This window comes from Endozoicomonas sp. ALB115, assembly GCF_049310245.1.
Taxonomy (GTDB): Bacteria; Pseudomonadota; Gammaproteobacteria; order Pseudomonadales; family Endozoicomonadaceae; genus Endozoicomonas.
In genome coordinates this window covers 25,334-48,864 of sequence record NZ_JBLYZG010000033.1, presented here as the reverse complement: position 1 = coordinate 48,864, position 23,531 = coordinate 25,334, and the positions used below count along the sequence as shown (strand labels likewise).

Sequence of the window (23,531 nt, the reverse complement as noted above, 5' to 3'; positions counted from 1 at the left end):
CCGCCCGCTACCCGCAAAAGCGCAAGCGGTTCCGGCTTTTGCGGGAAGCGGGAAGCGTCTGTAGGAATATTGAAGTTATTTCAGGACCATTCCTACACAGGCAACCCAAACCTCGGCAGAGACAATCCCTTATACACTGCCATCAGCCTGAGAATAAGGACAACAGCAGCCGCAATAATTGACGTGTGGTTTATGTTTTGGAGCAATGGCTCCAGCAATATGAACACCGCGCCTCCCGCCATGGCAGCAGATGCATAGATCTCCTGTCTCAATACCATGGGAATCTCCCCGGCCAGCATATCCCGGATGGCACCCCCACCACAGCCAGTCAATACCCCCATCATCACAGCGACCATTGGCTCCACACCAAATGACAACGACTTGGTCAAGCCGATGACCACAAAGACCGCCAGCCCCAGGGCATCAGAGACCTGAAGAATCCACTTGCTGCGCTCATGCCACTGGCGAACCAGGATGGCAAACAGCGTCGTAGCCAGAATAACCAGCAGGTAGAGCGTATCCTGTATCCAGAATACGGGCGTAGAGGAGAGCAAAACGTCTCGAATAGTTCCGCCCCCAACGGCAGTCACGAAGGCGAGTACCATTGCGCCAAAGAGGTCCATGTCTTTACGGCAGGCCAGCCAGACACCACTAATCGCAAAAACCACAGTACCAAAAAGGTCGAGAATATAGAGCAACATCAACGAATCTACGGAGAAAAGGTCATTGGATTATAGATTATAAATTCGTCTTCCACGGCCAGATATAGTCATATACCGGCATTCTTTCCGAATACCGACAGGCTCCTGGTTTCAATGAGCTTGATGGGTGTCGTTATCAAATGTCTTCGGACTCCGTTCGTCCTGAGCTTGTCGAAGGGCGCAAACTCCTGCCTCCGATAGATCGTGCCAAACACCCTTCGTCCGTGCATCCTGAGCCGAGCCGAAGGGCGCTCAGGGTGAACGGAGATTGTATACATCAAACTCTTTGAAACGATGTACTAGTCTTCGTTACTCCTGATGAGGATTAACCGCCATGAATAAACCCGATATTCACAATGGCAGGCTGCCAGCAGAAGAGTACCGCCGCAACTTTGCCGACATCAAGCCTCCCCTCAGTGATTACCAGGCTCATATTGAAGCCAGCCGATGCCTTTACTGCGAAGCGGCACCCTGTATCCCGGCCTGTCCTACCGGTATCAACATTCCCTCTTTTATCAATCGTATCGCCACTGACAATATCGACGGTGCTGCACAGGCCATTCTGGATGCCAATATTCTGGGAGGAAGCTGTGCCCGGGTCTGTCCAACCGAGGTTCTCTGCGAGCAGGCCTGCGTCAGAAATCATGAACCAGAGTGCCTGCCGGTGAAAATCGGCCTGCTGCAGCGTTATGCCATCGATAACCGCCAGTCAGCTGACCATCCATTTACCCGTCTGCCGGAAACAGGAAAAACCATCGCCGTTGTGGGTGCCGGCCCGGCAGGACTGTCCTGTGCACATGCCTTGGCCAGACAAGGTCACACCATTACCCTGTTTGATGCCCGGGAGAAGCCCGGAGGCCTCAATGAGTTCGGCATCGCCTACTACAAACTGGTGGATAGCTATGCCCGCCAGGAAGTGGACTTCATTTTGGAAATTGGCGGTATCTGTCCGGAGTATGGCTGTCGGCTTGGTCAGAATCTCAGCCTGGATCAATTGCGAGCACAGTTTGACGGGGTGTTTCTCGGGCTCGGGTTGGGCGGTTGCCACTTATTAGGCCTTCCGGGTGAAGCAGCAGAAGGCGTTGAGGATGCTCTCCCGGCCATATCCTCCCTTCGTCAGTGCCATGATCTGAGCCAATTGCCTGTTGGCCGACGTATAGTGGTTATTGGCGGGGGCAACACCGCTATTGATATTGCCTGCCAATGCAAACGGCTGGGCGCAGAGGATGTCACCATTGCCTATCGTCGTGGCCCTGAACAGATGTCAGCCACCGGTCATGAACAGGCGTTTGCCCGGGACAATGGTGTTCGCATCCTCACCTGGGTTCAGCCTTCAGCCCTGCAGACAGAAGATGGCTGCATCACCGCCATCCAGCTGGAAAAAACCGTGCTGGATACCAGCGGCCAATTACAGGGCACGGGAGAGCTGACCACCTTGCCGGTAGACACACTCTACAAAGCCATTGGCCAGCATTTGCTGGTGGATGCCTTTGCCAATACCAGTGACAGCCCTGCGATAAAAGGCAACCGCATAGTAACGAACGACCACTTTCGTACGTCACTGGTTAACGTCTGGGCCGGTGGTGACTGCATTGATAAAGGTGAAGACCTGACTGTCCATGCGGTTGAGCATGGAAAACGGGCGGCCCGGGCCATTGATCAATACCTGCAACGGAGGGAAAGATAATGGCTGATTTAACCAGTAATTTCCTCGGTATTCGCTCCCCCAACCCGTTCTGGCTGGCTTCTGCGCCACCGACGGACAAAGCCTACAATGTCTATCGGGCATTTGAGGCTGGCTGGGGCGGTGCAGTCTGGAAAACCCTGGGTGAAGACCCGGCACCGGTCAATGTCTGTTCCCGTTATTCCTGCCACAGGAATACCCGTGGTGACGTGATCGGGTTTAACAATATTGAACTGATCACCGACCGCCCGCTGCAAGTGAATCTGGACGAGATACGCCAAACCAAAAAAGACTGGCCAGACCGGGCACTGCTGGTCTCGCTGATGGTACCCTGCAAAGAAGAAAGCTGGCAGGCCATCCTCAGCCAGGTAGAGGAGACCGGGTGCGATGGTGTTGAACTGAATTTCGGCTGTCCCCACGGCATGCCGGAACGGGGAATGGGCTCAGCGGTCGGTCAGGTGCCGGACTATATTGAAATGGTTACCCGCTGGTGCAAGCAACACAGCAACCTGCCCGTTGTCGTTAAACTCACCCCCAATATCACTAATATCGTGGTGGCTGCTGAAGCGGCTCAGGCCGGTGGTGCCGATGCCGTATCGCTAATCAATACCATCAACTCCATTACCGGTATTGATCTGGACCGGATGGTGGGATACCACGCCGTCAACGATAAGTTCACCAGTGGCGGTTATTGTGGCGAAGCGGTGAAACCCATCGCCCTGAATATGGTCGGGCAGATTGCCCGCAGCCCGGACACCGCCGGACTGCCCATCTCGGCCATTGGCGGTATCAGTACCTGGCGGGACGCAGCCGAATTTATGGCGTTAGGGGCGGGCACCGTTCAGGTTTGTACCGCCGCCATGCTGAACGGTTTTAAAATTGTACAGGATATGATTGATGGCCTGTCCCGGTGGATGGACCGCAAACACTATCCGACCCTGGACAGCTTTCAAGGCGCTGCCATCCCCAATCTGACCGACTGGAAATACCTGGACCTGAATTACAAGACCATTGCCCACATTGATCAGGACAGCTGTATCCAATGCGGCCGATGCTATGCCGCCTGTGAAGATGCTGCCCACCAGGCCATCGCCATGACACCGGTAAAAAATTCAACCCGGCACCGGTATGAGGTGATCGAGGAGGCTTGCGTGGGGTGTAACCTCTGCCAGATCACCTGTCCGGTGGATAACTGTATATCCATGGTCAGGCAGCAAACCGGCAAACCTTACCTGAACTGGACGCAGCATCCGAATAACCGGGGTCAGGAAGGTAACCTATCGACGGAGCAAACCTGATTTTTCAGTGCCGGAGTATGTCATGAATTCACTGGAATATGCAGTTGTCTGTGGTGACTATGCCATGGTCAAGACCCTGCTGGACAAGGGGGCTGACCCGGATATTCCCGGAAATAACAATGAAACCCCGCTGCACCGGGCAGTTAACGCTGGTCACCATGTTATTGCCAAGACCCTGCTGACCTACGGGGCTGACCCAAACCTCAAGGACATTAGTGGAAGGACAGCCTTGCATTTTGCCGCTCTCGAAGGTCACCATGCTATGGTCGAGCCCCTGCTGGCCATTGGGGCTGACGCGGACCTCAAGGACGTCAATGGATGGACACCTTTGCAATGTGCAGCGAGTAACCGTCATCGCGATGTGTACGATAAACTGCTACCTAAAACTCATCAGCCGGATTGGAACAGCCTGCTACAGGTATTTTCCCGTTCAGGGTGGAAGGATCAAGTTGAGGCGGCACTGGCCAGGGGGGCTAACCCGAATATCCAGGACAGTGATGGTGATACACCTTTGGGAGGAGCAACTACGGCTGGCCACCATGCTATTGTTGAGACCCTGCTGGACAACGGGTCTAATCCAAATATTCCCGATAGTGGTCAATACACCCCGCTGCATCGGGCAGCGGCCATTGGTCATCATCCTATGGTCAAGACCCTGCTGGACAGAGGGGCTGACCCGAACCTAAAGGACGGGACTGGACGGAAAGCCTTGACATCTGGACTTAACAGTGATTACCCGGATGTATACAGAACCCTGTTACCTGTAACCCATCAGCCGGACTGGAACAGCCTGTTACCGAAACTTGTCTATGAAGGATGGAAAGATCAAGTTGAGGTTGCACTGGTCAACGGGGCTGACCCGAATATTCCCGATTTTTACCACAAAACCCTGCTGCACAGGGCCGCTGAGGACGGTCACCATGATATTGTCAAGACTCTGCTGGTGAACGGGGCTGACCCGAAATTCAAAGACTGGAATGGACGGACAGCCTGTCAATGTGCAATGACAGAAGCCATAAAAGAAACAATCCAGAATTTCATGGCTGAACCTCACTCTCTCCAATTCTACTGCCGGGCCAGCATCCGGGGGCGGCTGGTCAAGTGTCTGCCCGACAACGGATTACCAATGAAGGAGGCGGTCAGGTTTCTGCCGCTTAATCCTCCAACAATGCAGTATGTCGATCGCCTGCTGTCACTGTAGGGCGAGCCGGAGCTGCTCCGGGAGGCTGTCCGGATGCCCTACACGGCAACTGCTCCTGCGTTGCTCTGGCTCCTGCATCCATGCAGTCGTGCGGTTGCAATAAATTGGTCTAAAAATCCGCTTTTGTTCGGCAAATAGTCCCGCTACTTGTGCCTTAGGATATTCACCTCACAAAACCGAATTTTTACCCTTAATTTTCTGCCGTCCCCGCGACGGGGTCGCTTGGATGGGCGCTATTCTCGTGCAGCCTTCTGGGTGCATCATATCCCCGGTTTTTGTCGTTTTCCTGATGGCACCAGCAGCCAGTTTGATGTGATCAGGCAGGCCTGTGTTGTGGGTAAACCCTGCCAGTTCACCTGTCCTGTGGATAACTGTATTACCATGGTCAGACAGCAAACCGGCAAATCCTGTCTAAAATGGACGCAGCACCCGAATAGCAAGGGTCAGGAAGGTAACCTATCGACGGATCAAATCTGAATTTCTATTGAGGGAGTACGTCACATTATGAACACTCTGGCTGAAGCAGCTGCTGATGGTGACCTTGCCAAGGTCGAAACCCTTCTGGACTCAGGGGCTAATCCGAACATTCTCGGATATTTCAGTTACACCCCGCTGCACCATGCAGCTCACTTTGGTCACCATGCTATTGTCAAGATCCTGCTGGCCTATGGGGCTGACCCGAACCTCAAGCGCATGAGTGGGTTGACAGCCTTGCAATCTGCAGTTGACGCTGGTCATCTCGATGTATACAAAACCCTGTTACCTGTAACCCATCAGCTGGACTGGAACAGCCTGTTACAGAAATTTTCCCGTCATGGATGGGAGGATCAAGTTAAGATGGCACTGGCCAAAGGGGCTGACCCGAACATGCCCGGAGTTGACAACTACACTCCGCTGCACGATGCAGCTGCCAATGGTCGCCTTGCTATTGTCAAGATCCTGCTGGCCAGCGGAGCTAAGCCGAACATTCTCAGATATAGCAATGCTACCCCGTTGCACGATGCAGCTGCCGCTGGTCACCATGCTATTGTCGAGACCCTGCTGGCCTCTGGGGCTGACCCGAACCTCAAGCGCATGGGTGAGTTGACAGCCTTGCAATGCGCAGTTACTTTTGGTCGTCTTGATGTATTTAAAATCCTGTTACCCCTAACAACCCATCAGCTGGACTGGAACTGCCTGTTACTGAAATTTTCGGATCATGGATGGAAGGATCAAGTTGAGATGGCACTGGCCAAAGGGGCTGATCCGAATATTCTTGGAGGTGGCAACCACGATCTCTACACTCCGCTGCACTGGGCAGCGGCCAATGGTCACCTTGCTATTGTCGAGACCCTGCTGGCCAGCGGAGCTGACCCGAACATCCCAGGAAGACACAAGAACACCCCGCTGCACCTGGCAGTCAGTGGCTATTATTGCGATGCTCGCGATGCTATTGTTGAGACCCTTCTGGTCAACGGGGCTGACCCGAACCTCAAGGAGCAGAATGGACAGGCCGCCTGGCAATATGCAGGACCAGCTACCAAAAACCTCATCCAGAATTTCATTTCTGCCCCTCGTTTTCCGTCTCTCAAATCCCGCTGCCGGAGCAGCATCCGGGGCCGACTGATCAAACACCTGGATCGCAACAAGCGGCCAATGAAGCAGGCGGTCAATTCGCTGCCGCTGCCTTATTCGGTAACGCAGTACATCTACCTGCCGCTGTCACGGTAGAGCGAGCCGGAGCTGCCCTGGCAGGCCATAGGTGTGCCATATCTCCGATTCCTGCCGTTTTCCTGAACGCCTCCACAGCTAAAAGGCAGCGACAAAAATTCCAGTACCATGATTCATATTGTCCGGTGCTACAACTCACATCTTCGTTCTCACGGGGGCCGTAGGGCACCGAACAGAACCAGGGCATTATGTTTGTTATCCAACCGGCAACTGCCTGACCAGGGTAATGTTATCCGGCGACATGTCTGCCCCCCAGGCCATCACTTCTACGCCAGCGGCAACCGCCTTTTGCAGTTCTTCTGCATAAACCGGGTCAATCGCCTGTGCCGCCGCCACATGGTCAATACCGGTATGCTGAACGCAGAAAAACAACACGGATCGATGGCCATCAGCAACCATCTGGGTGAGTTCCCGCAGATGTTTGGTGCCCCGGCTGGTGACGGCATCCGGGAACAGGCCGAGGCCATTCCCCATTGCCAGCGTGACACTTTTGACTTCCACATAACAGTCGGGCAGGCCCTCCTGTTGCAGCAGCAGATCAATGCGGCTCTTTTCTTCACCATAACGAACTTCACGGCGGACACTCTGGTAGCCGGACAGTTCTGACACCTGGCCAGAACGCAGAAGCTCCTCAACCAGGGCATTGGCTCGTCCGGTATTCAGCCCTGCCAGAGTGAGGCGTTCTTCGCCGTTAAACGCCACCGGAATTTCCGCCTGTTCCCAGGTACAGGGGTATTTACGCCGGGGATTTCCAGAGTCGGAATACCATACCCGATACCCCGGGTAGAGGCAGTTTTTCATGGAGCCGGTATTCGGGCAATGCAGGGTAATCTGTGAGCCATCAGCCAGCTCAACATCGGCCATGAACCGTTTGTATCTTTTTAGCAGGCGGGCCTCAGACAGGCGATTGTCATATTTCATCAGGGGCGCTCATTACTTAATTTCATTAATTTACTTATTGAAATTCTAAAATAGAATCCTAAGATGCCGATTCATCATACCTGACCCTACAGGACTGACAGGCTCTCTGAATCCATTGGGCAGCAGATTCGGAGAATATTATCAGTTGACCTGAGTGCAGGTTTTGGTCAATGTCAGAAAGCGGATGACATTTTTTTATGGCGTCTTGCCATGGGTTTTGGTAGTTTCTCCGCTTCTTTAAGGAAGGCAAGAGGCAAGTGCCAGGAGTTTTTGTTCTCGCCAGGCACCCGTGGTGTTGACCTTGGCTTTCAGGGAGCCGGTTTTCCGGCAGTAACAGAGGGATCGCAGAGGCTGCTTTCAAGGCAGAACGCGAGCGCCTCTAAATGGAGAGATCCAGGATTCTTGCTCATTTGAGAGATCCCCTGGCTCATGAATAGAAGGTGGTGAGGCTGTAATCATGTCAGCACAGAAAAACGCGGATACAGGCAATCTGCTCAAATCGTATACCCCCTACCAGGAAAAGGATGGGGAAGAATACATGAACGAGCAACAGATCGCTCACTTCACCAGGATCCTGCAAGACTGGAAGCAGGAGCTGATGGAAGAAGTGGATCGTACAGTGAATCATATGCAGGATGAGGCCGCGAACTTCCCTGATCCGGCAGACCGCGCCAGTCAGGAAGAAGAGTTCAGCCTTGAACTGAGAACCCGTGACCGTGAGCGTAAGCTGATCAAGAAAATCAACGATACGCTGTCCCGGATCGAAGAAGACGATTACGGTTTCTGCGACAGCTGTGGCGTAGAAATCGGCATTCGTCGCCTGGAAGCCCGCCCCACTGCTACGTTGTGTATCGACTGTAAGACACTGGCCGAGATCAAGGAAAGACAGCTGGGTAACTGATGTACCCGGATGATGAATCAGGCTGTGGTACGTTAGTGCAATGGGCTGATTCATTGTCGACCGGTTCTTTATAGTTAAGGAACTGTCCTGAAATCACTTCGACATTTCTACAGACGCTACCCGAAAAGCCGGAACCTTTTGTGCTTTTGCGGACAGCGGGTGGCGGTCAGCAGTCAGCGACCTTTTCCCCGACTGCGTAAAATGATGAAGTTATTCCGGAACAAATCCTGACGGCACTCACTCAAGACCACTTGCCTGATTGATCATCACTTCCTATGGGCGACACACTGAGCACCCCCTCCTACGTTGGACGATTTGCGCCGTCTCCTTCTGGCCCTCTGCACTTTGGCTCTCTGGTTGCGGCACTGGCCAGTTATCTGGATGCTCAGGTCCATCAGGGAAAATGGCTCGTGCGCATGGAAGACATTGACCCGCCAAGAGAACAGCCCAAAGCGGCCGACCTGATTCTCAAGGCGCTGGACGTTTATGGCCTGCATTGGGATGACAGCGTGCTGTTTCAGAGTGATCGCAGCGAAGCCTATGACCAGGCCCTGGACACTCTGCTCCGTACCGAGAGACTTTACCCATGTACCTGCACCCGCAAAAAACTGGCCGGTTTGAACGGTGTGTACCCCGGTTACTGTCGCAATCACCGTGGAATCCCAAACCAGCCCCATAGCCTCAGGCTGTTGTGCCATGACGATATCATGCAATTTCAGGATCGTATTCAGGGCGATCAGCGGTTTGATTTAAGCGCCCTTGGTGATTTTATTCTCAAGCGCAAGGATGGGCTATACGCCTACCAACTGGCCGTTTGCGTTGATGATCACTTTCAGGGGGTTACCCATATTGTCAGGGGAGTAGACATTCTGGATTCCACCCCGAGACAGCTTTATCTGCAAAGCCAGTTACAGTGTCCGCACCCGGTCTATGCCCATGTTCCGGTGATTACCCGGAACCCCGGAAATAAACTCAGCAAGCAAAACCATGCGCCCGCCATACCATTGGACAACCCCCGTCCACTGATGATCAAGGCATTGATGGCATTTGGCCTGAAACCAGAGCCAGACCTGTTGATGAACTCTGTTGAAGAGATCCTGTCCTGGGGAATAAAAAACTGGACCATGAGCAACATGGCGGGAAAAAAAGAGATTTTACAGAACTCTCTGGACGACCGCTGACGTTTCGTGGCAATTCCAGCGAAACGGGCAGTCTGAGCCAGGAAGTCGCCATATACCCGAAAGACTGGCAACGAAACGTCAACAGCCCCAGGGCAAACCTACCGCTATCCTGTCGAACATGTTATATATGGTTGAATAAATCCTATCCAGAGGCTTTCAGCCACCTGGGAATGGGCCACAACAAAAAGATGTGTTCAAGGAGCGAATATGTCGATAGTCTTTAAAACAGCTCTGGTTGCTGCTCTTTCATTCTTCGCCGTAAACCTGACGGCAAATACCCTGACTTTTTCCTCTTTGAGCGATACTTCCAGCAGGTCTGCGGCAGAGAACCCTGACTTCTGTGATGCCGCGAGACGGACCCGGGAACAGCTTATACGTCAAGAACCGTCTATAACGATGAAGTCCCCCATTCACACACAAGGTGTATCATCCTGCTTTACACCGGATGAAAACCTGATCTTTGTTGCCACACTGGAAGCTCAAAGGGTGCTCGGACCCAATGCCCCCTGGTATACAGAACTCAGCCAGGATGTAAAAAGCCGCGTAACCGAAGCCTGTGGCATCATGGGCTTTGAGAACAGTAAAGTCAGCCGCGCCTACGACTACTGTCTGGAAAGCCGACAGGAAGAGCTGTTGAGTCCCTACGTAGAAAAATTTGCCAAAGAGTCCAGTAAATATCTCCGTAAACGTCAGCAGGTGGCGGACAGCCTGGTGGTTCGTTGTGATGCCTCATTAAGTGTAAAACGCAGCCGCCTCCCCAAAGGCATGCGTTTCCCGGTGGCATGGTACAACTCGGACAGCCAATCCGTACCCAGCTGGTTACTGGAACAAAAGCTGGATGATGACCAGTGGCTGGAACAGATAGGCAAATTAAAAATTGATAATATTATGGTCGATGTTCTGGGTAGCGATTGCCCCGGTGAAATGATTTACTGGGTCACTTACGATGCGCCTGGACTGTAAACCTGCAAAAGTCTCAGGCTCTGTTGGCACAAACCCTCTTACACCGGCAGACCTGAGACGATCACTGGTGCTCATCAAGTAAGTTGTCAGGAGCCCGAACATTGAATACATTCAGCGCCGTTACAACACCTCCGGAAATATACACCCCTGCCGATGCCCGCCTGCTTTTATGGCCGCAGATCATCCCCGAACCCACAGGCTGGCAGTTGTACTCAGAGCTGCACTCCACACTGCCCTGGCAGCAGGATCAGATAACCATTTACGGTAAAACCCTGCCGGTGCCCAGACTCCAGGTTTGGATGGGGGATCCTGGTGCACACTATCAGTATTCAGGTCTGGCGCTTTCTCCACAGCCATGGAGTCAGACCGTAACCGCCATTAAACAACGGGTCGAAACAATCTGTTGCCATCACTTTAACTCGGTATTAATCAACCTTTATCGCAGTGGACAGGACAGCAATGGCTGGCACAGTGACGATGAGCCGGAATTAGGCGAAAACCCGGTGATTGCCTCATTCAATCTGGGCGCGACACGACGATTCCGGCTGCGCCACAAATACCGAAAAGACATCCAGCCTTACACTTTTGACCTGACCTCAGGCTCCCTGTTGTTAATGGCCGGAACTACCCAAAAATACTGGCAGCACTGCCTGACAAAAACAGCAAGACCAGTAGAGCCGAGGATCAACTTGACCTTTCGTCGCGTGATTACCGCCTCCCCGACGAACAACGGGCAAAAAACGGATAGAAAGGTAATCACCGGAAAAGCCAGACATTAGCCTCAATCTTACTCCAACGTTGAAAGTGAACTTATTTCCACTGCAATAATCAAAGAAAAACAGTAAAAATATTTAATAAAAGTAATCTTTTGCGGTTTACCGATATAACCATTACCATGTCCGTCCAACGGCAAAACTGCACAGACGTAATATGTATATCTACCGCCTGGTTCTGCTTCTGGTGATCGGTATTTACCTTTTTTCTCCAGCCATCATGGGCTGGTGGATTACGTTTGGTGAACAGTGGTATCAGCCCTGGATACTCTGGTTCATCCTGATTGTCGCGGGCTTTACCCTTCAGATCAGGGGTAACAGCGATGAGCTTTGAACTGGAGTATATCGTTCTGGCCAGTGTTGCCTATCTGGCGGTTCTTTTTCTCTGCGGCTGGGCGACGGATCGAGGCATCATCCCGCGCAGAGTGGTTCATCACCCGGCAACCTATGTTCTGTCCCTGGGTATCTATGCCAGTAGCTGGGCCTACTATGGCAGTATCGGGGTTGCCCACGACGATGGTTATGTTTTTCTCGGTTTTTACTTTGGCCTGAGCGGTGCATTTTTATTAGCGCCTGTCCTGCTGGTGCCAATATTAAGAATAACCTCCACCTATCAACTCAGTTCTCTGGCCGATGTGCTGGCCTTCCGTTTCCGAAGCCCCGTGGCGGGTACGCTAAGTACACTGCTGCTGCTGTTTATTACTTTTCCCCTGCTGGCCCTGCAGATACAGGCCGTGGCAGACGGTGTTTATCTGCTGAGCGATGACACCTCCCCGGAAATGCTGGCCTTCGGTTTTTGTATTATGGTCACGTTACTGACCATGATGTTTGGTACCCGACACTTGGCCAGCCGCCACCAGCATGATGGTCTGGTGGTGGCGATTGCTTTTGAGTCGCTGCTGAAGCTGCTGATTATGGCGCTGCTGGGCGGCGTCGTCATCGTCGAAGTGTTTGGTGGTTTTTCCGGATTAAACCACTGGCTTGAAGCCAACTCTGAGGTCATCATCGGGATGAACTCTCATCTGGAAGATGGCCCCTGGCGAACAACGCTGTTGATGTTTTTTGCCTCTGCTGTGGTTATGCCACACATGTTTCACATGACCTTTGCCGAAAACCGCGACATAAAAATGTTATTCACTGCCAGCTGGGGCCTGCCATTCTTTTTATTACTGTTGAGTATTTCCACCCCTCTGATTCTCTGGGCGGGTCTCAAAATCGGGAGCCCTTATCCGCCCGAGTACTTTCCACTGGCTATTGGTCATGCCGTGGATAGTCAATGGTTGACTATCATCGCCTATATAGGTGGGCTTTCTGCGGCCAGTGGCCTGTTTATGGTGACCTCACTGTCACTGTCTTCCATGTTGCTGAACCACGTCATCCTGCCGCTTTATCAGACCCTTTATCAGTCCGGAGAGCCGGCCCAGGCCCAGATGAATATCTACCGCTGGCTGACCAATGTAAAACGTCTGATTATCGCCACCCTGATCCTCGCCTGTTATGGGTTTTACCGGCTGCTGCATAACGAGGTGGACATGTACAGCCTGAGCATCGTCGCCTATGTGGGAGCCTTGCAACTGTTGCCCGGTACTCTTTCTACGCTCTATTGGGGCAGGGCAAACCATAAGGGGCTGATTCTCGGGATTCTCTCTGGAACCGCAGTCTGGTTCTTTACCCTGATGCTGCCTTTAACCATGGGACTTGAGATTTTCCCAATCCGCAGCGTCAACTTTGGCACCATCACTAACGACGGCTGGTATATTGCTGCCGTCTCATCACTGGTGGTGAATGTGCTGGTGTTTTACCTGGTCTCCAGCTTTACCAGGATGCCTGATGAAGAGCGCAGTGCAGCGGCCGCCTGCCTGGTTCGTGAAGTACGTCAGCAGCCCTACAAAATCCCCAAGGCCCGCTCTTCCTACGAATTTCAGGAGATGCTCAGTGCCCCTCTGGGGCCGGTAGCGGCGCAGACGGAAATCAATAAAGCCCTGACCGATCTCAATATGAGACCGGACGACAACCGTCCGCACTCCCTGAGACGACTCAGGGAGCGTATTGAGAATAATCTGTCCGGGCTTATGGGACCCACCATTGCCCATGACATCGTTGACTCCTTTTTGCCACTGGATATTGATAATGATTACGTCCCCAAAGATATCCATTTTATGGAATCCCGTCTGGAAGCGTATCACTCAAAGCTGACCGGTCTGGCCGGTGAGCTTGATAGCCTGAGACGTTATCACCGGGACACATTGAACAGCCTGCCCATGGCCGTCTGCTCCATTGATGCTGCCATGGAGAGCACGTCGGTTGATCACCCGGAATCGCTGCCATCGAACAACACCGGCGAAGTGATGCTCTGGAATCAGGCAATGGCAGAATTGACCGGCATTCCCGCTGATGCTGTTCTGGGGATGCCCCTGAAGACCATTCCTGCTCCCTGGAACCAGGTCCTCAATGATTTTATGCAACTCCCCGACAATCACCTGAACAAGCACTGTGTTGAAATGGAAGGCAGCACCCGCTATTTCAGCCTGCACAAAGCCGCAGTTCAGGCACCGGTTTCCGGTACCGGTGGTAATCAGGTCATGTTGCTGGAGGACCAGACAGAAACCCAAATGCTGGAAGAACAGCTCTTTCACAGTGAACGACTGGCGTCTATCGGGCAGCTGGCCGCCGGTGTTGCCCATGAAATTGGCAACCCGATTACCGGTATAGACTGCCTTGCCCAGGAAATGAGCGCACTATCATCGGACCCGGATATACAACAGAGTGCCCGGCAAATACTGGAACAAACCCAAAGAGTCAGCCGCATTGTGCAAACACTGGTGTCTTATGCTCACTCTGGTCAGAAAGGGGGAGAGCAAAACAGTGATTCTCCATCGGTAGCCGAACCCGTAGAAGTGTTCAGCACCATTCAGGAAGCCATCAGTCTGTTGCAATTGAGCCATAAGAACAGCAATATCGTATTCCGTAATCTGTGCATCGATGGTCTCTGCGTCAGCGGTAACAGCCAAAAATTACAACAGGTGTTTATCAATCTGCTGAAAAATGCCGCCGATGCCTCAGAGGAAGGCACTGGCACGGCGGAGAGTGTTGTTTCCGTTAGCAGCACAGCCAACCAGCACACGGTCACCCTTCGTTTTGAAGACCAGGGGCATGGCATTCCCAAAGCCATTCAGGAAAGGCTGTTTGAGCCATTTTTCACCACCAAAGAAGCGGGTAAGGGAACGGGCCTGGGTCTGGCTCTCACCTGGAATATTATCGAAGAACATTTTGGCAGTATTCAGGTGGTGAGCCCTTTGGATCCACTCACAGGGCGGGGGACCTGCTTTATCATTTCGCTTCCACGCTACGAGTCTGACTCAGTGAGGACGGTAGACACAGGGGAGCAGCCGTTGGAATTTCAGGGGGACATGGCATGAGTCAGGACCAGATACTGATTGTCGAGGACGAAGAAATTATCAGGTCGTCGCTGCGTCGTCTGCTTGAACGACAGGGATATTGTATTACCGAGGCAGGCTCTGTTCACGAAGCGCAAGACTGCCTGAAACAACAGTCTTTTTCACTGATCATCAGCGATTTGAGGCTTCCCGGTAAGCCCGGTACGGAAATGATCAACCTGGCCAATGGCATCCCGGTACTGATCATGACCAGCTATGCCAGCCTGAACTCGGCAGTCTCGACCATGAAGCAGGGGGCCGTGGATTATATTGCCAAGCCCTTTGATCATGCAGAGATGATTCAGCGCGTGGCCGAAGCTATTGAAAAGCAGGCAGCTCAGAGTCCTGGCAGCGATGCGGAACAGGGCAACAATGAAGCGATCTGCTCCGGCGATGGCTTTAATGGCATTCTGGGACAGTGTGATGCCATGCAGCTATTGTTCCGGCAAATACAGAAGGTGGCCCCAACCGATGCCACGGTATTGATTCAGGGTGAATCAGGCACCGGTAAAGAGCTGGTTGCCAGGGCCATCCATGAAAACAGTAAACGCATCAATGGCCCGATGATTTCTGTTAACTGTGCCGCCATTCCGGAAACACTGATTGAATCAGAACTGTTTGGCCATGAAAAAGGGGCATTTACCGGGGCTACCGCCGCTAGAACCGGCCTGATCGAAGCGGCCAATGGTGGCACACTGTTTCTTGATGAAATTGGTGAGCTGCCACTGGAAGCCCAGGCCAGGCTACTTCGAGTGCTTCAGGAAGGTGAAATTCGTCGTGTCGGTTCAGTACAGTCCCAGTCGGTTAATGTGCGACTGATTGCCGCTACTCACCGGAATCTCCGTCAGCTCTCTGCACAGAATGAGTTTCGTGAAGACCTCTACTATCGACTGAAAGTGGTGGAACTGCGCATTCCGCCACTCAGGGAGAGAGGCAGTGATATCCTGATGCTGGCGGAAAAACTGCTGGCCAAAACCTGTGGCAAAATGGGGCTGGACGTCTTCTCAATGGCTCCCGAAACCATGGCTGCCATTTCCCAGTATCAGTGGCCCGGGAATGTTCGCGAAATGGAGCATGCCATCGAACGGGGTGTCATTCTTTCTGAAGACAATATCATCACCCCGGAAAACCTGGATATTGACGTTCGTGTGAAGCAGACCCTGTTTCGTCAGGATGCCGAAGAACTTCAGGATGGCCTGACTCTGGAAGACTACTTCCAGCGTTTTGTTCTTGAGCACCAGGATCAGATGACCGAAACCGATCTTGCACAGAAACTGGGTATCAGTAGAAAAACACTCTGGGAGCGGCGCCAGCGCCTGGGTATTCCGAGAAAGAAAACAGCGGCGACATAGTGCATGGTTTCAATGCAATTGATGGGTTCTTTCTATCAATGCCTCCCAAGCTCCGTTCGTCCTGAGCGGAGATTGTACACATCAAACTCATCGAAATGATGTACTGGATTAGTCATGTGTGACAAATAGATTAATTGTACTTTAGTACCGTTAACAAGGTGCTATTTTTCACCCATTTTAACCCGAAAAAGATAAATGAATACATTTTATGGAATCTTTTCATAAATAAGAGGTCTTATATAAGTACGAATAATAATATCAATCCCTGTTTGACGGGATTCAGGAGGTTTATATGCGCTTTGATGATAGTTCCAAAATAGTAGATTTCTTCTCGAATGCATGGAAAGCAGCAAGTGATAATGATGCCCAACCTGATCAGTGTCAAAACTGCCTTAATTTTAGTTATAGATTGGTCAAAGCGTGTGTAGTGGCGGCTTGCTGCCCAAAACCATCGGAAGATGACCCGGCAGGCTTGACAAAGCCATTACTGCCTAAAGCCGATCAAGGTGTTGTGGCTAAACAACCAGATCGGAACGATATGTCAGAATCGGGTCCAAATTCGGACGTATATTTTGTGGGGAGGTATGAAGCTGAGGCCGAAGGGGCTGTCCCTTTCGAGTCTTTTGGGGGTGATGCGCCCGAACCCGGGGAAAATCACGAGTCTTTGGTGGGTGATTCGCCCGAACCCGGGGAAAATTACCAGCCTTTGGTGGCTAAATCGCCCAATCCCGAGGAAAAGTACAAGTCTTTGGTGGATGATTCGCCCGGACCCGAGGAAAATTACGATACTTTGGTGGTTAATTTGTCCCAACCCGAGGTAAACGTCACTAACGAGCAGTTAGGGGTGAAAGAATAAAAAGGATTTACACATGGTCATTGTCTGCAGCCATTAGTCCAGTGTCAGGGCGACAAAAAGCTGATTTCAAATTGAATAAGATGTCTTTGGCTTATTAACTTGAAAAATTTCAAACACTAAAGTCGAATCCTTGTCAGTTCAACTTCAAAGGATTTTGAAGTTGAACTGTTCCAGACATCAGGCGGGCTGTCCGCTCAAGTCTGCGTCACTTTCACTGGCTGATTTGATCTTGGATTCATCCCACATTACAAAGTAGATAAGCGCACATATAAGTAGTTAACCAAATGAAATCATATATTTCTGACTAAGTTGTCAGTCACTCTGCGGCGTTGCAACTCCGGTCACATAGCTACGGCTATGCTCCCTACGTTGCGCCTTGCATAGCAACTGCCCACTTAGCCAGAAATATACGATTCCATTTGGCCAACTACTTAAACAGTGCCACAGCAGGCAAGAGGAACATTAGTGCATCGATGCCGAGCAATACTGAGGCTGGCTGTGTTTCCTGTTCTGCCTGATAGCCAATAAAAGATAACCCCGTACCCGCGATGAAACCTGCCAGTGCCTGCCCCATCTTACGGGCAAATGAATAGCTGGAATAGATAACGCCTTCCTGACGCTGACCAGTTAAGTAAGAGTTGTAGTCAATACTGTCAGATACATTTGCCCAGACCAGCAAATTAGGAAGCAGCATCAGTGGAATGCCCACAAAGAGCCACAGGAACATGACATAAATTGAGTCAGGCAGTAAAAAGCAAACGGTCGCTGTAATACCGGCTAACAGAAATCCGGTAATCATAATTTTTCGGGTACCGAACTTTAAGGCGAGCTTTCCGATAAACGATGAAATGATAAGGATAGCAAGAACGCTGACCGCTGAGCTTAAGGATATGAACCACAGTTGGCCATCCAGGTTCTCAGTCAGGAAATAGTAGGTAATGGCACTCTGGGCCATAAATGCCGCCAGCATAAATGCGGAAGATATACTCACACAGAGAAATAATGAATTTTTCCGCAGAGAGGTGATACCCTGAAAAATGTTAATGTTTTCGGTTGAAGGCTCGTGTCGTATATATTCAGCAGTACACCGGTAGGATATAAGATAGGCGATCATGGCAAAAATGCTGACGAAGACAGCAGAGTACAAATAACCTTTGGCAAAGTCATCGGCGAAAATCGACAGGAAAAGTGGTACGGCAATGTTGCCTACGACATTGCCAGCCATGCTACCGACGCCTCTGGCAGCGGAAAGAGAGGCCCGCTCACCTTTATCATTGGTCATCACCGTCGCCAGTGAACCGTAGGGAATATTGATAAAGGTATATGCCATGCCCCAGACAATGTAGGTGGCGTATGCCCAAATCAGTTTTTGTGAGTCACTCAGGCCCTGTGGTGCCCAAAACACAAAAATGGCTGCCACCGCAACAGGCCAGCTGCCTTTTACCAGAAAGCCGCGAAACTTGTCCCCGGTATGCTTGCGGGTGAAGAGTTTGTCACAGATAGCACCCATGATCGGGTCATTCACCGCATCCCAGATTCTGGCAACGAGAAACAGCGTCCCCGCTGCAGCGGCAGTAATACCCAGTACATCCGTATAATAAGCCAGCAAGAAAGTGGACATCATACCGAAGGTCAGTGTGTTGCCCAGGTCCCCCATGGCATAGCCAACTCGATTGAGTTTGGTAATGGTCTTCATTGTGTTGCCTTTTTTTAATTGTTTTTGTTGTATAAATTTTTTCGGCTTGCCTTAAGAGCTTGAGTTCAGAGTTTGTAATGTACGACAGTGCATTACAATGAGCAAATAAGGGGCTCTTATCGCGTAGCCGATAAATCTCAATAAATGAACAAAGCGGCAGCATTGTCAGAAAGATTTCTGGCAAATTTTCAATTTTCTACCATCATGGAGTGTCGATTATCTGCCTATGAGTCATGAATTAAAACATGAGATTGCCCTGTACCGTTTTCTCCCTGGTTCAGATACGGATCGGGTATTGCGTTGGTGTTTCAGCCAACCGTCAATCGCTGGATTAACTTGGACACTTTTTCTATGCAATTTCAGGTGAAAAAAAATTGTGAAGAGGGTGGGGTATGGATCCTGCATTATTGGCTAGTACATTAAACACGTTATCTAGTACGAGTACCACAGACCAAAGTAAAGTGGGTACAGAGGAATCATCAGAAAACGGTAATCCAAAAATAATGGATGCCAGGGTAGTTAAAAATAAATTACCACTGAAAGAAGATATTTATTCTCAGGTATTAAATATTCAAGTTATCAGTGATCGATTAATTCAATACCTTGGACTGGATGACCTTCGCCGATTGGGTGCTGCATTAATAAGCAGTTCAGAGTGTAAGCCTTTATTTTCCAGCACTAGAGAGGAGGTGAGAAATATTGTGTTTACTCCGGTGGAAATTGACGGTTCGCTCTGGGAGGGTAATTATGCATGGTATTCTTTTTTAGTTGATGATGGTTCCTGGGAAACACGGGGGACGCCGCAGCCCGGTATGGTCGAATACACAACTGAGTGCAGGGATATTGACAAAGTCTTCTCATATCAGGAGGGTGAAAATGAAGTAGAAAACTGGATCATGTTTGGCGAATTAAAGGATGGTAGTGTTTATAAGTTTGAAGGGGGGTGTGATTATACAGGATTTGATTGTATAGGTGGCGGGGAGTTGATATTGGCACCTGGCTGGAGAAATTTGTTTGATCATCTTACTGCTTGTGAAATTGGCAGTTTTATCGATAACTTGAACCAGGGGGCAGTAGAATTAAAACAAGCCTTGGATGATATTTCTGATTCTAAAGACCTGAATGAAGTATTAGCGCAATTGTTTTCCGATAAAATTATCCCGGACTGTTTGCAACTAAGGTAGATCAGTCTGGCTTTTGAAAAATGAAATATCTGGTCTCCCCGCATTGCAAAAAAAGACCTTCCCTATAGAATCACATTTTTATTATTTTCAGGTACACATTCTCCTATGTCCGCGCATGAGGAAAAGCGGCTCCCTCCCGCTGTATTTTTGATGGGTCCTACCGCTTCAGGCAAAACTGACCTTGCGGTAGCGCTCATCAAAGAGCTGCCTTTTGAGATCATCAGTGTTGACTCGGCACTTATTTATAAAGGGATGGATATTGGCACTGCCAAGCCGGAACCTGAGGTTCTGGTGGAAGCGCCTCATCACCTGATCGACATTCTTGATCCGGCGGAATCGTATTCAGCCGCCGATTTTCGACGGGATGCCCTGGCGTTGATGGCCGATATCACCGCCCGTGGGAGAATACCTCTGCTGGTTGGTGGTACGATGATGTACTTTAAGGTGCTCAGGGACGGTATGGCGACCATGCCCGCTGCCGATGCCGGGGTTCGTCAACGGCTGCTGGATAGCGCACGGGCACGGGGTTGGGCATTTTTACACCAGCAGCTCTCAGGCGTTGATCCGGAAGCGGCACTGAGAATAAAACCCTCGGATACCCAGCGCTTGCAGCGCGCCCTGGAGGTTTATGAGCTGACTGGTAAACCGCTGTCTCAATGGCACAGGGAGCAGAAAGAGCAACGTTTACCCTATGGCGTTGTCAGCCTGGCGATGGCTCCAAAAGACCGTTCTGTGCTCCATGAACGCATTGCACTGCGTTTCAGAATGATGCTGGAGAACGGTTTTCTGGAGGAAGCAACCCGGCTTTATCAGCGTGGGGACCTGAATGTTACCATGCCTTCTGTCCGTTCTGTTGGTTATCGTCAGGCCTGGTCTTACCTTGCTGGGGAACTAAGCTACGATGAGATGGTCGAAAGAGGTATTATTGCGACCCGACAACTGGCTAAAAGGCAGTTAACCTGGCTCAGAAGCTGGCCTGATATTCACTGGCTTGATACGTTTTCCAACAACCTGCCGGGTGATGCCTTGAAAGTTTTGGAGGGTGCCCTTAAATAACATCGGTATAATTTATAGTCATGAGGTAAAGTGCATAGCCCTGAGGAATGCCGAGGGCGTTAATGTAACTTTCTTCCATAAACCGTTGGCTGTTTAGACTTATTGCTTAATAAAGTAGTACCTTAGAACCTCTAATTGTTCCGGCAGGACTGGTGGGAGTAGCTAGTATTACTTATTGAGTGCGGTGTTGGGTTAGCTTAATGTGAGTCGGCATTTCATAGGCTGTACATATATTGAACAATGAGTACTGGCACAGCCGGTCCAGCGGATAGTCCTCCCCAAAGTGAAACAAGGCTATTCAAAAACCCGAGAATTAAAAGGAGTACAGAAATGTCAAAAGGGCATTCTCTACAAGACCCTTACCTGAATGTGCTGCGTAAAGAACGCGTGCCGGTTTCTATCTACCTGGTTAATGGTATTAAGCTTCAGGGGCAGATTGAGTCTTTCGATCAGTTCGTTATTCTTCTCAAGAATACGGTGAGCCAGATGGTTTACAAGCACGCCGTATCAACTGTCGTTCCCAGCCGTCCGGTTCGTTTGCCGATGCAGGGTACTGATCAACCTGAGAATGAGTAATTCTGTTGATGCATCTGGAAGGCACCTGAGGTGCCTTCAGGTGTTTATATTTATTTTAAAAATGAGCCATGTGGCGCAGTCTTGTTTTCAGGTTTCTGTTAGCTGGTTCCCAGTTCGTGCGGTTCGTGGCTGTTTAGGAGATCTATTTGTTTTTTGACCGCCATGAGGGTGGTGAAACCGCAGTTCTTGTTCATCTGGAATTGAACGATGAGCGTGAGCGGGAAGACCCCCAGGAATTTATGGAGCTGGTACGCTCCGCTGGCGTTGAGTCTGCCGCATTTATTACCGCAGGCTGCAAACATCCCAATCCCCGTTTCTTTGTCGGTCCCGGCAAAGTTGAAGAAATCCGTCAGCTGGTTGTCCTGCACGATGTCGATGTTGTGCTGTTTAATCATGCCCTCTCTCCGAGCCAGGAACGTAATCTGGAAAAAGAGCTGAAATGCCGGGTTATTGATCGTACCGGACTGATTCTGGATATTTTTGCCCAGCGTGCCAGAACCTTTGAAGGTAAACTTCAGGTTGAGCTGGCTCAGTTGCAACACATGAGCACACGACTGGTTCGCGGCTGGACTCACCTTGAACGACAAAAGGGTGGTATCGGCCTGAGAGGACCGGGTGAAACCCAGTTGGAAACCGACCGTCGTCTTCTCAGGGCGCGCATCAAAAGCATTAGCCGTCGTTTGGAAAAGGTGCGCAGGCAGCGGGAGCAGGGGCGACGTTCCAGGCAGCGGGCAGAGGTTCCCCAGGTTTCACTGGTTGGCTATACGAACGCTGGCAAGTCGACACTGTTTAACCGCTTGACCGAGTCGGTGGTTTATGCGGCTGACCAATTGTTTGCCACCCTTGACCCAACACTGCGGCGAATTGATTTGCCGGATATCGGGCCTGTGGTTCTCGCGGACACGGTGGGTTTCATACGTCACCTGCCTCATAAGCTGGTGGAGGCATTTCGGGCAACCCTTGAGGAAACCCGTCAGGCTGATCTTCTGCTGCATGTTATTGACAGCCATGATCCGGAGCGTCTGGAAAACATGGATCAGGTTCATTCGGTACTGAAAGAGATCAATGCGGATGAAGTGCCACAGTTGGAGGTCTATAACAAAATTGACCTGTTACAGGGGGTAGAGCCGAAAATCCAGCGCAATGATGAAGGGCGTCCTGTGAGGGTCTGGGTTTCCGCAGTGACCGGAGAGGGTGCTGATCTGCTGCAGGACGCCATCAAAGAGTTGCTTTCTGATGATATGCTGCAGGGACAGTTAACCCTGAAGCCTGCCCAGGGACGCATCCGTGCCCGTCTTTATAAGCTTGGCGCTATTCAATCCGAAGCCTACTCCGATAGTGGTGATGTGGTTCTGGATATTCGCCTGCCAAAGTCTGACTTTAAGCGCCTTTCCAAGCAGGAAGGTCTGAGTGAGAGTTGCTTTAATTCCATGCTGTAAGCTCTTGCGGTTTGTGCGTATTGGCTCGGGTCAATACGTGCGATGTCTTTTATCTTCAATATTACCTTCTTGTTGTTGTCTCTGCTGGCTTTGTGCCAGTAACAGTATGTACTGTTTATGCAGTCAAAAAGTGTGGTCGCAGATGATAAAAAGCGTTCCTCGCTGGACAGAATATTTCATCAGGACAGATGGATGAAATTTGGGCGAAACAGCTCTGATTTGGTGTTTGTAAAGAAAATCCGTTGCGGTCTTTACCAATTCGGCTTGCGCTATTCGCTATCCAAACTCTACAATCTGGCTCAGGAACTATCTTTACCGGGTACGTCTTATTGAGTGCCTGTAAAGGCTGGTCAGGATTCCGGACGGTACGGATACATTGCATTTTTTACGCTCCTGTGTTGCAGTGAAGGGCGAAGTGGAAGTTGATGACTGCTCTGGAAATTTATCCTGCGACGTCATGTCATACCTGGGACTCTCAAGGTCTGTAGGTAACTATGGTATGCACATCCTCTGATGGACCGGCAATGGATTTAATCGCCTGTTGTCCCCAGTAACAGGGATGCTCAAACCAAAATTCAATCTGATGCTGACTCTACGGAGAC

20 protein-coding genes are annotated in these 23,531 nt (G+C 50.8%); 17 read left to right on the top strand and 3 right to left on the bottom strand.

Going from position 1 to position 23,531, the window contains the following annotated elements; genetic code table 11:
* Positions 1–92 precede the first annotated feature (92 nt).
* Positions 93–701, bottom strand: a complete 609-nt coding sequence (locus tag ACO6VE_RS15060) for a trimeric intracellular cation channel family protein (RefSeq protein ID WP_422449864.1) — start codon at positions 699–701, stop codon at positions 93–95.
* Between the two features lie 334 nt (positions 702–1,035).
* On the opposite strand from ACO6VE_RS15060, the gene ACO6VE_RS15055 reads away from it, so the two are divergent.
* The 5 genes from ACO6VE_RS15055 to ACO6VE_RS15035 all read left to right on the top strand — a co-directional run bounded on the left by ACO6VE_RS15055 (position 1,036) and on the right by ACO6VE_RS15035 (position 6,594).
* Positions 1,036–2,388, top strand: coding sequence for an NAD(P)-dependent oxidoreductase (locus tag ACO6VE_RS15055; protein ID WP_422462098.1), 1,353 nt, complete (start codon positions 1,036–1,038; stop codon positions 2,386–2,388).
* Complete coding sequence (gene preA / locus ACO6VE_RS15050) at positions 2,388–3,683, top strand: NAD-dependent dihydropyrimidine dehydrogenase subunit PreA (protein WP_422449866.1); 1,296 nt, start codon at positions 2,388–2,390, stop codon at positions 3,681–3,683. Before ACO6VE_RS15055 ends, preA begins: the two co-directional genes overlap by 1 nt.
* Positions 3,684–3,705: 22 nt before the next feature.
* On the top strand, positions 3,706–4,884 hold the full coding sequence (locus ACO6VE_RS15045) for an ankyrin repeat domain-containing protein (protein ID WP_422462096.1): 1,179 nt from the start codon (positions 3,706–3,708) through the stop codon (positions 4,882–4,884).
* 222 nt (positions 4,885–5,106) lie between these two features.
* Entirely contained in the window at positions 5,107–5,361 is a 255-nt protein-coding gene (locus tag ACO6VE_RS15040) for a hypothetical protein (protein WP_422462094.1), read from the top strand.
* A gap of 27 nt (positions 5,362–5,388) precedes the next feature.
* Complete coding sequence (locus tag ACO6VE_RS15035; RefSeq protein WP_422462093.1) at positions 5,389–6,594, top strand: ankyrin repeat domain-containing protein; 1,206 nt, start codon at positions 5,389–5,391, stop codon at positions 6,592–6,594.
* A gap of 195 nt (positions 6,595–6,789) precedes the next feature.
* Here ACO6VE_RS15035 and sfsA read toward each other — a convergent pair whose 3' ends face one another.
* On the bottom strand, positions 6,790–7,515 hold the full coding sequence (gene sfsA / locus ACO6VE_RS15030) for a DNA/RNA nuclease SfsA (RefSeq protein WP_422449870.1): 726 nt from the start codon (positions 7,513–7,515) through the stop codon (positions 6,790–6,792).
* A 457-nt stretch (positions 7,516–7,972) separates the two neighbouring features.
* Between sfsA and dksA the strand changes: the two genes are divergently transcribed.
* The 8 genes from dksA (at position 7,973) to ACO6VE_RS14990 (ending at position 16,978) form a co-directional block, all read left to right on the top strand.
* A complete protein-coding gene (gene dksA, locus ACO6VE_RS15025) occupies positions 7,973–8,416 on the top strand; it encodes an RNA polymerase-binding protein DksA (protein WP_422449871.1) in 444 nt (147 codons plus the stop codon).
* 275 nt (positions 8,417–8,691) lie between these two features.
* A complete protein-coding gene (gene gluQRS / locus ACO6VE_RS15020) occupies positions 8,692–9,597 on the top strand; it encodes a tRNA glutamyl-Q(34) synthetase GluQRS (RefSeq protein ID WP_422462091.1) in 906 nt (301 codons plus the stop codon).
* Between the two features lie 207 nt (positions 9,598–9,804).
* Entirely contained in the window at positions 9,805–10,560 is a 756-nt protein-coding gene (locus ACO6VE_RS15015) for a hypothetical protein (RefSeq protein WP_422462089.1), read from the top strand.
* A gap of 101 nt (positions 10,561–10,661) precedes the next feature.
* Complete coding sequence (locus ACO6VE_RS15010) at positions 10,662–11,339, top strand: alpha-ketoglutarate-dependent dioxygenase AlkB family protein (RefSeq protein WP_422462087.1); 678 nt, start codon at positions 10,662–10,664, stop codon at positions 11,337–11,339.
* A gap of 151 nt (positions 11,340–11,490) precedes the next feature.
* Positions 11,491–11,667, top strand: coding sequence for a hypothetical protein (locus ACO6VE_RS15005; protein ID WP_163370786.1), 177 nt, complete (start codon positions 11,491–11,493; stop codon positions 11,665–11,667).
* On the top strand, positions 11,657–14,752 hold the full coding sequence (locus tag ACO6VE_RS15000) for an ATP-binding protein (protein WP_422449876.1): 3,096 nt from the start codon (positions 11,657–11,659) through the stop codon (positions 14,750–14,752). Before ACO6VE_RS15005 ends, ACO6VE_RS15000 begins: the two co-directional genes overlap by 11 nt.
* Complete coding sequence (locus ACO6VE_RS14995) at positions 14,749–16,122, top strand: sigma-54-dependent transcriptional regulator (protein ID WP_422462085.1); 1,374 nt, start codon at positions 14,749–14,751, stop codon at positions 16,120–16,122. Before ACO6VE_RS15000 ends, ACO6VE_RS14995 begins: the two co-directional genes overlap by 4 nt.
* Before the next feature lie 292 nt (positions 16,123–16,414).
* Positions 16,415–16,978, top strand: a complete 564-nt coding sequence (locus ACO6VE_RS14990) for a hypothetical protein (protein ID WP_422462083.1) — start codon at positions 16,415–16,417, stop codon at positions 16,976–16,978.
* A 427-nt stretch (positions 16,979–17,405) separates the two neighbouring features.
* On the opposite strand, the gene ACO6VE_RS14985 is transcribed toward ACO6VE_RS14990, so the two are convergent.
* Positions 17,406–18,674, bottom strand: coding sequence for an MFS transporter (locus ACO6VE_RS14985; RefSeq protein ID WP_422462081.1), 1,269 nt, complete (start codon positions 18,672–18,674; stop codon positions 17,406–17,408).
* Between the two features lie 392 nt (positions 18,675–19,066).
* On the opposite strand from ACO6VE_RS14985, the gene ACO6VE_RS14980 reads away from it, so the two are divergent.
* The 4 genes from ACO6VE_RS14980 (at position 19,067) to hflX (ending at position 22,929) form a co-directional block, all read left to right on the top strand.
* Positions 19,067–19,858, top strand: a complete 792-nt coding sequence (locus tag ACO6VE_RS14980) for a hypothetical protein (protein WP_422462079.1) — start codon at positions 19,067–19,069, stop codon at positions 19,856–19,858.
* Between the two features lie 150 nt (positions 19,859–20,008).
* Positions 20,009–20,914 carry a tRNA (adenosine(37)-N6)-dimethylallyltransferase MiaA gene (gene miaA, locus ACO6VE_RS14975; RefSeq protein ID WP_422462077.1) on the top strand — a complete coding sequence of 302 codons (906 nt, stop codon included), beginning with the start codon at positions 20,009–20,011 and terminating at the stop codon, positions 20,912–20,914.
* Positions 20,915–21,244: 330 nt separating this feature from the next.
* A complete protein-coding gene (gene hfq, locus ACO6VE_RS14970) occupies positions 21,245–21,490 on the top strand; it encodes an RNA chaperone Hfq (RefSeq protein WP_101745449.1) in 246 nt (81 codons plus the stop codon).
* 146 nt (positions 21,491–21,636) lie between these two features.
* The gene (gene hflX / locus ACO6VE_RS14965) at positions 21,637–22,929 is read left to right on the top strand and encodes a ribosome rescue GTPase HflX (protein ID WP_422462075.1); all 1,293 of its coding nucleotides are present in this window, start codon (positions 21,637–21,639) and stop codon (positions 22,927–22,929) included.
* Positions 22,930–23,531: the final 602 nt, after the last annotated feature.

Excerpts from the sequence above, each read along its gene's own strand:
- ACO6VE_RS14990 (WP_422462083.1), top strand. The coding sequence starts at position 16,415 with ATGCGCTTTGATGATAGTTCCAAAATAGTAGATTTCTTCTCGAATGCA.
- ACO6VE_RS14985 (WP_422462081.1), bottom strand. The coding sequence starts at position 18,674 with ATGAAGACCATTACCAAACTCAATCGAGTTGGCTATGCCATGGGGGAC.
- dksA (WP_422449871.1), top strand. The coding sequence starts at position 7,973 with ATGTCAGCACAGAAAAACGCGGATACAGGCAATCTGCTCAAATCGTAT.
- hfq (WP_101745449.1), top strand. The coding sequence starts at position 21,245 with ATGTCAAAAGGGCATTCTCTACAAGACCCTTACCTGAATGTGCTGCGT.
- ACO6VE_RS15035 (WP_422462093.1), top strand. The coding sequence starts at position 5,389 with ATGAACACTCTGGCTGAAGCAGCTGCTGATGGTGACCTTGCCAAGGTC.
- ACO6VE_RS14980 (WP_422462079.1), top strand. The coding sequence starts at position 19,067 with ATGGATCCTGCATTATTGGCTAGTACATTAAACACGTTATCTAGTACG.
- ACO6VE_RS15000 (WP_422449876.1), top strand. The coding sequence starts at position 11,657 with ATGAGCTTTGAACTGGAGTATATCGTTCTGGCCAGTGTTGCCTATCTG.
- preA (WP_422449866.1), top strand. The coding sequence starts at position 2,388 with ATGGCTGATTTAACCAGTAATTTCCTCGGTATTCGCTCCCCCAACCCG.
- ACO6VE_RS15060 (WP_422449864.1), bottom strand. The coding sequence starts at position 701 with ATGTTGCTCTATATTCTCGACCTTTTTGGTACTGTGGTTTTTGCGATT.
- ACO6VE_RS15015 (WP_422462089.1), top strand. The coding sequence starts at position 9,805 with ATGTCGATAGTCTTTAAAACAGCTCTGGTTGCTGCTCTTTCATTCTTC.
- sfsA (WP_422449870.1), bottom strand. The coding sequence starts at position 7,515 with ATGAAATATGACAATCGCCTGTCTGAGGCCCGCCTGCTAAAAAGATAC.
- ACO6VE_RS15005 (WP_163370786.1), top strand. The coding sequence starts at position 11,491 with ATGTATATCTACCGCCTGGTTCTGCTTCTGGTGATCGGTATTTACCTT.
- ACO6VE_RS15055 (WP_422462098.1), top strand. The coding sequence starts at position 1,036 with ATGAATAAACCCGATATTCACAATGGCAGGCTGCCAGCAGAAGAGTAC.
- gluQRS (WP_422462091.1), top strand. The coding sequence starts at position 8,692 with ATGGGCGACACACTGAGCACCCCCTCCTACGTTGGACGATTTGCGCCG.
- miaA (WP_422462077.1), top strand. The coding sequence starts at position 20,009 with ATGGGTCCTACCGCTTCAGGCAAAACTGACCTTGCGGTAGCGCTCATC.
- ACO6VE_RS14995 (WP_422462085.1), top strand. The coding sequence starts at position 14,749 with ATGAGTCAGGACCAGATACTGATTGTCGAGGACGAAGAAATTATCAGG.
- ACO6VE_RS15045 (WP_422462096.1), top strand. The coding sequence starts at position 3,706 with ATGAATTCACTGGAATATGCAGTTGTCTGTGGTGACTATGCCATGGTC.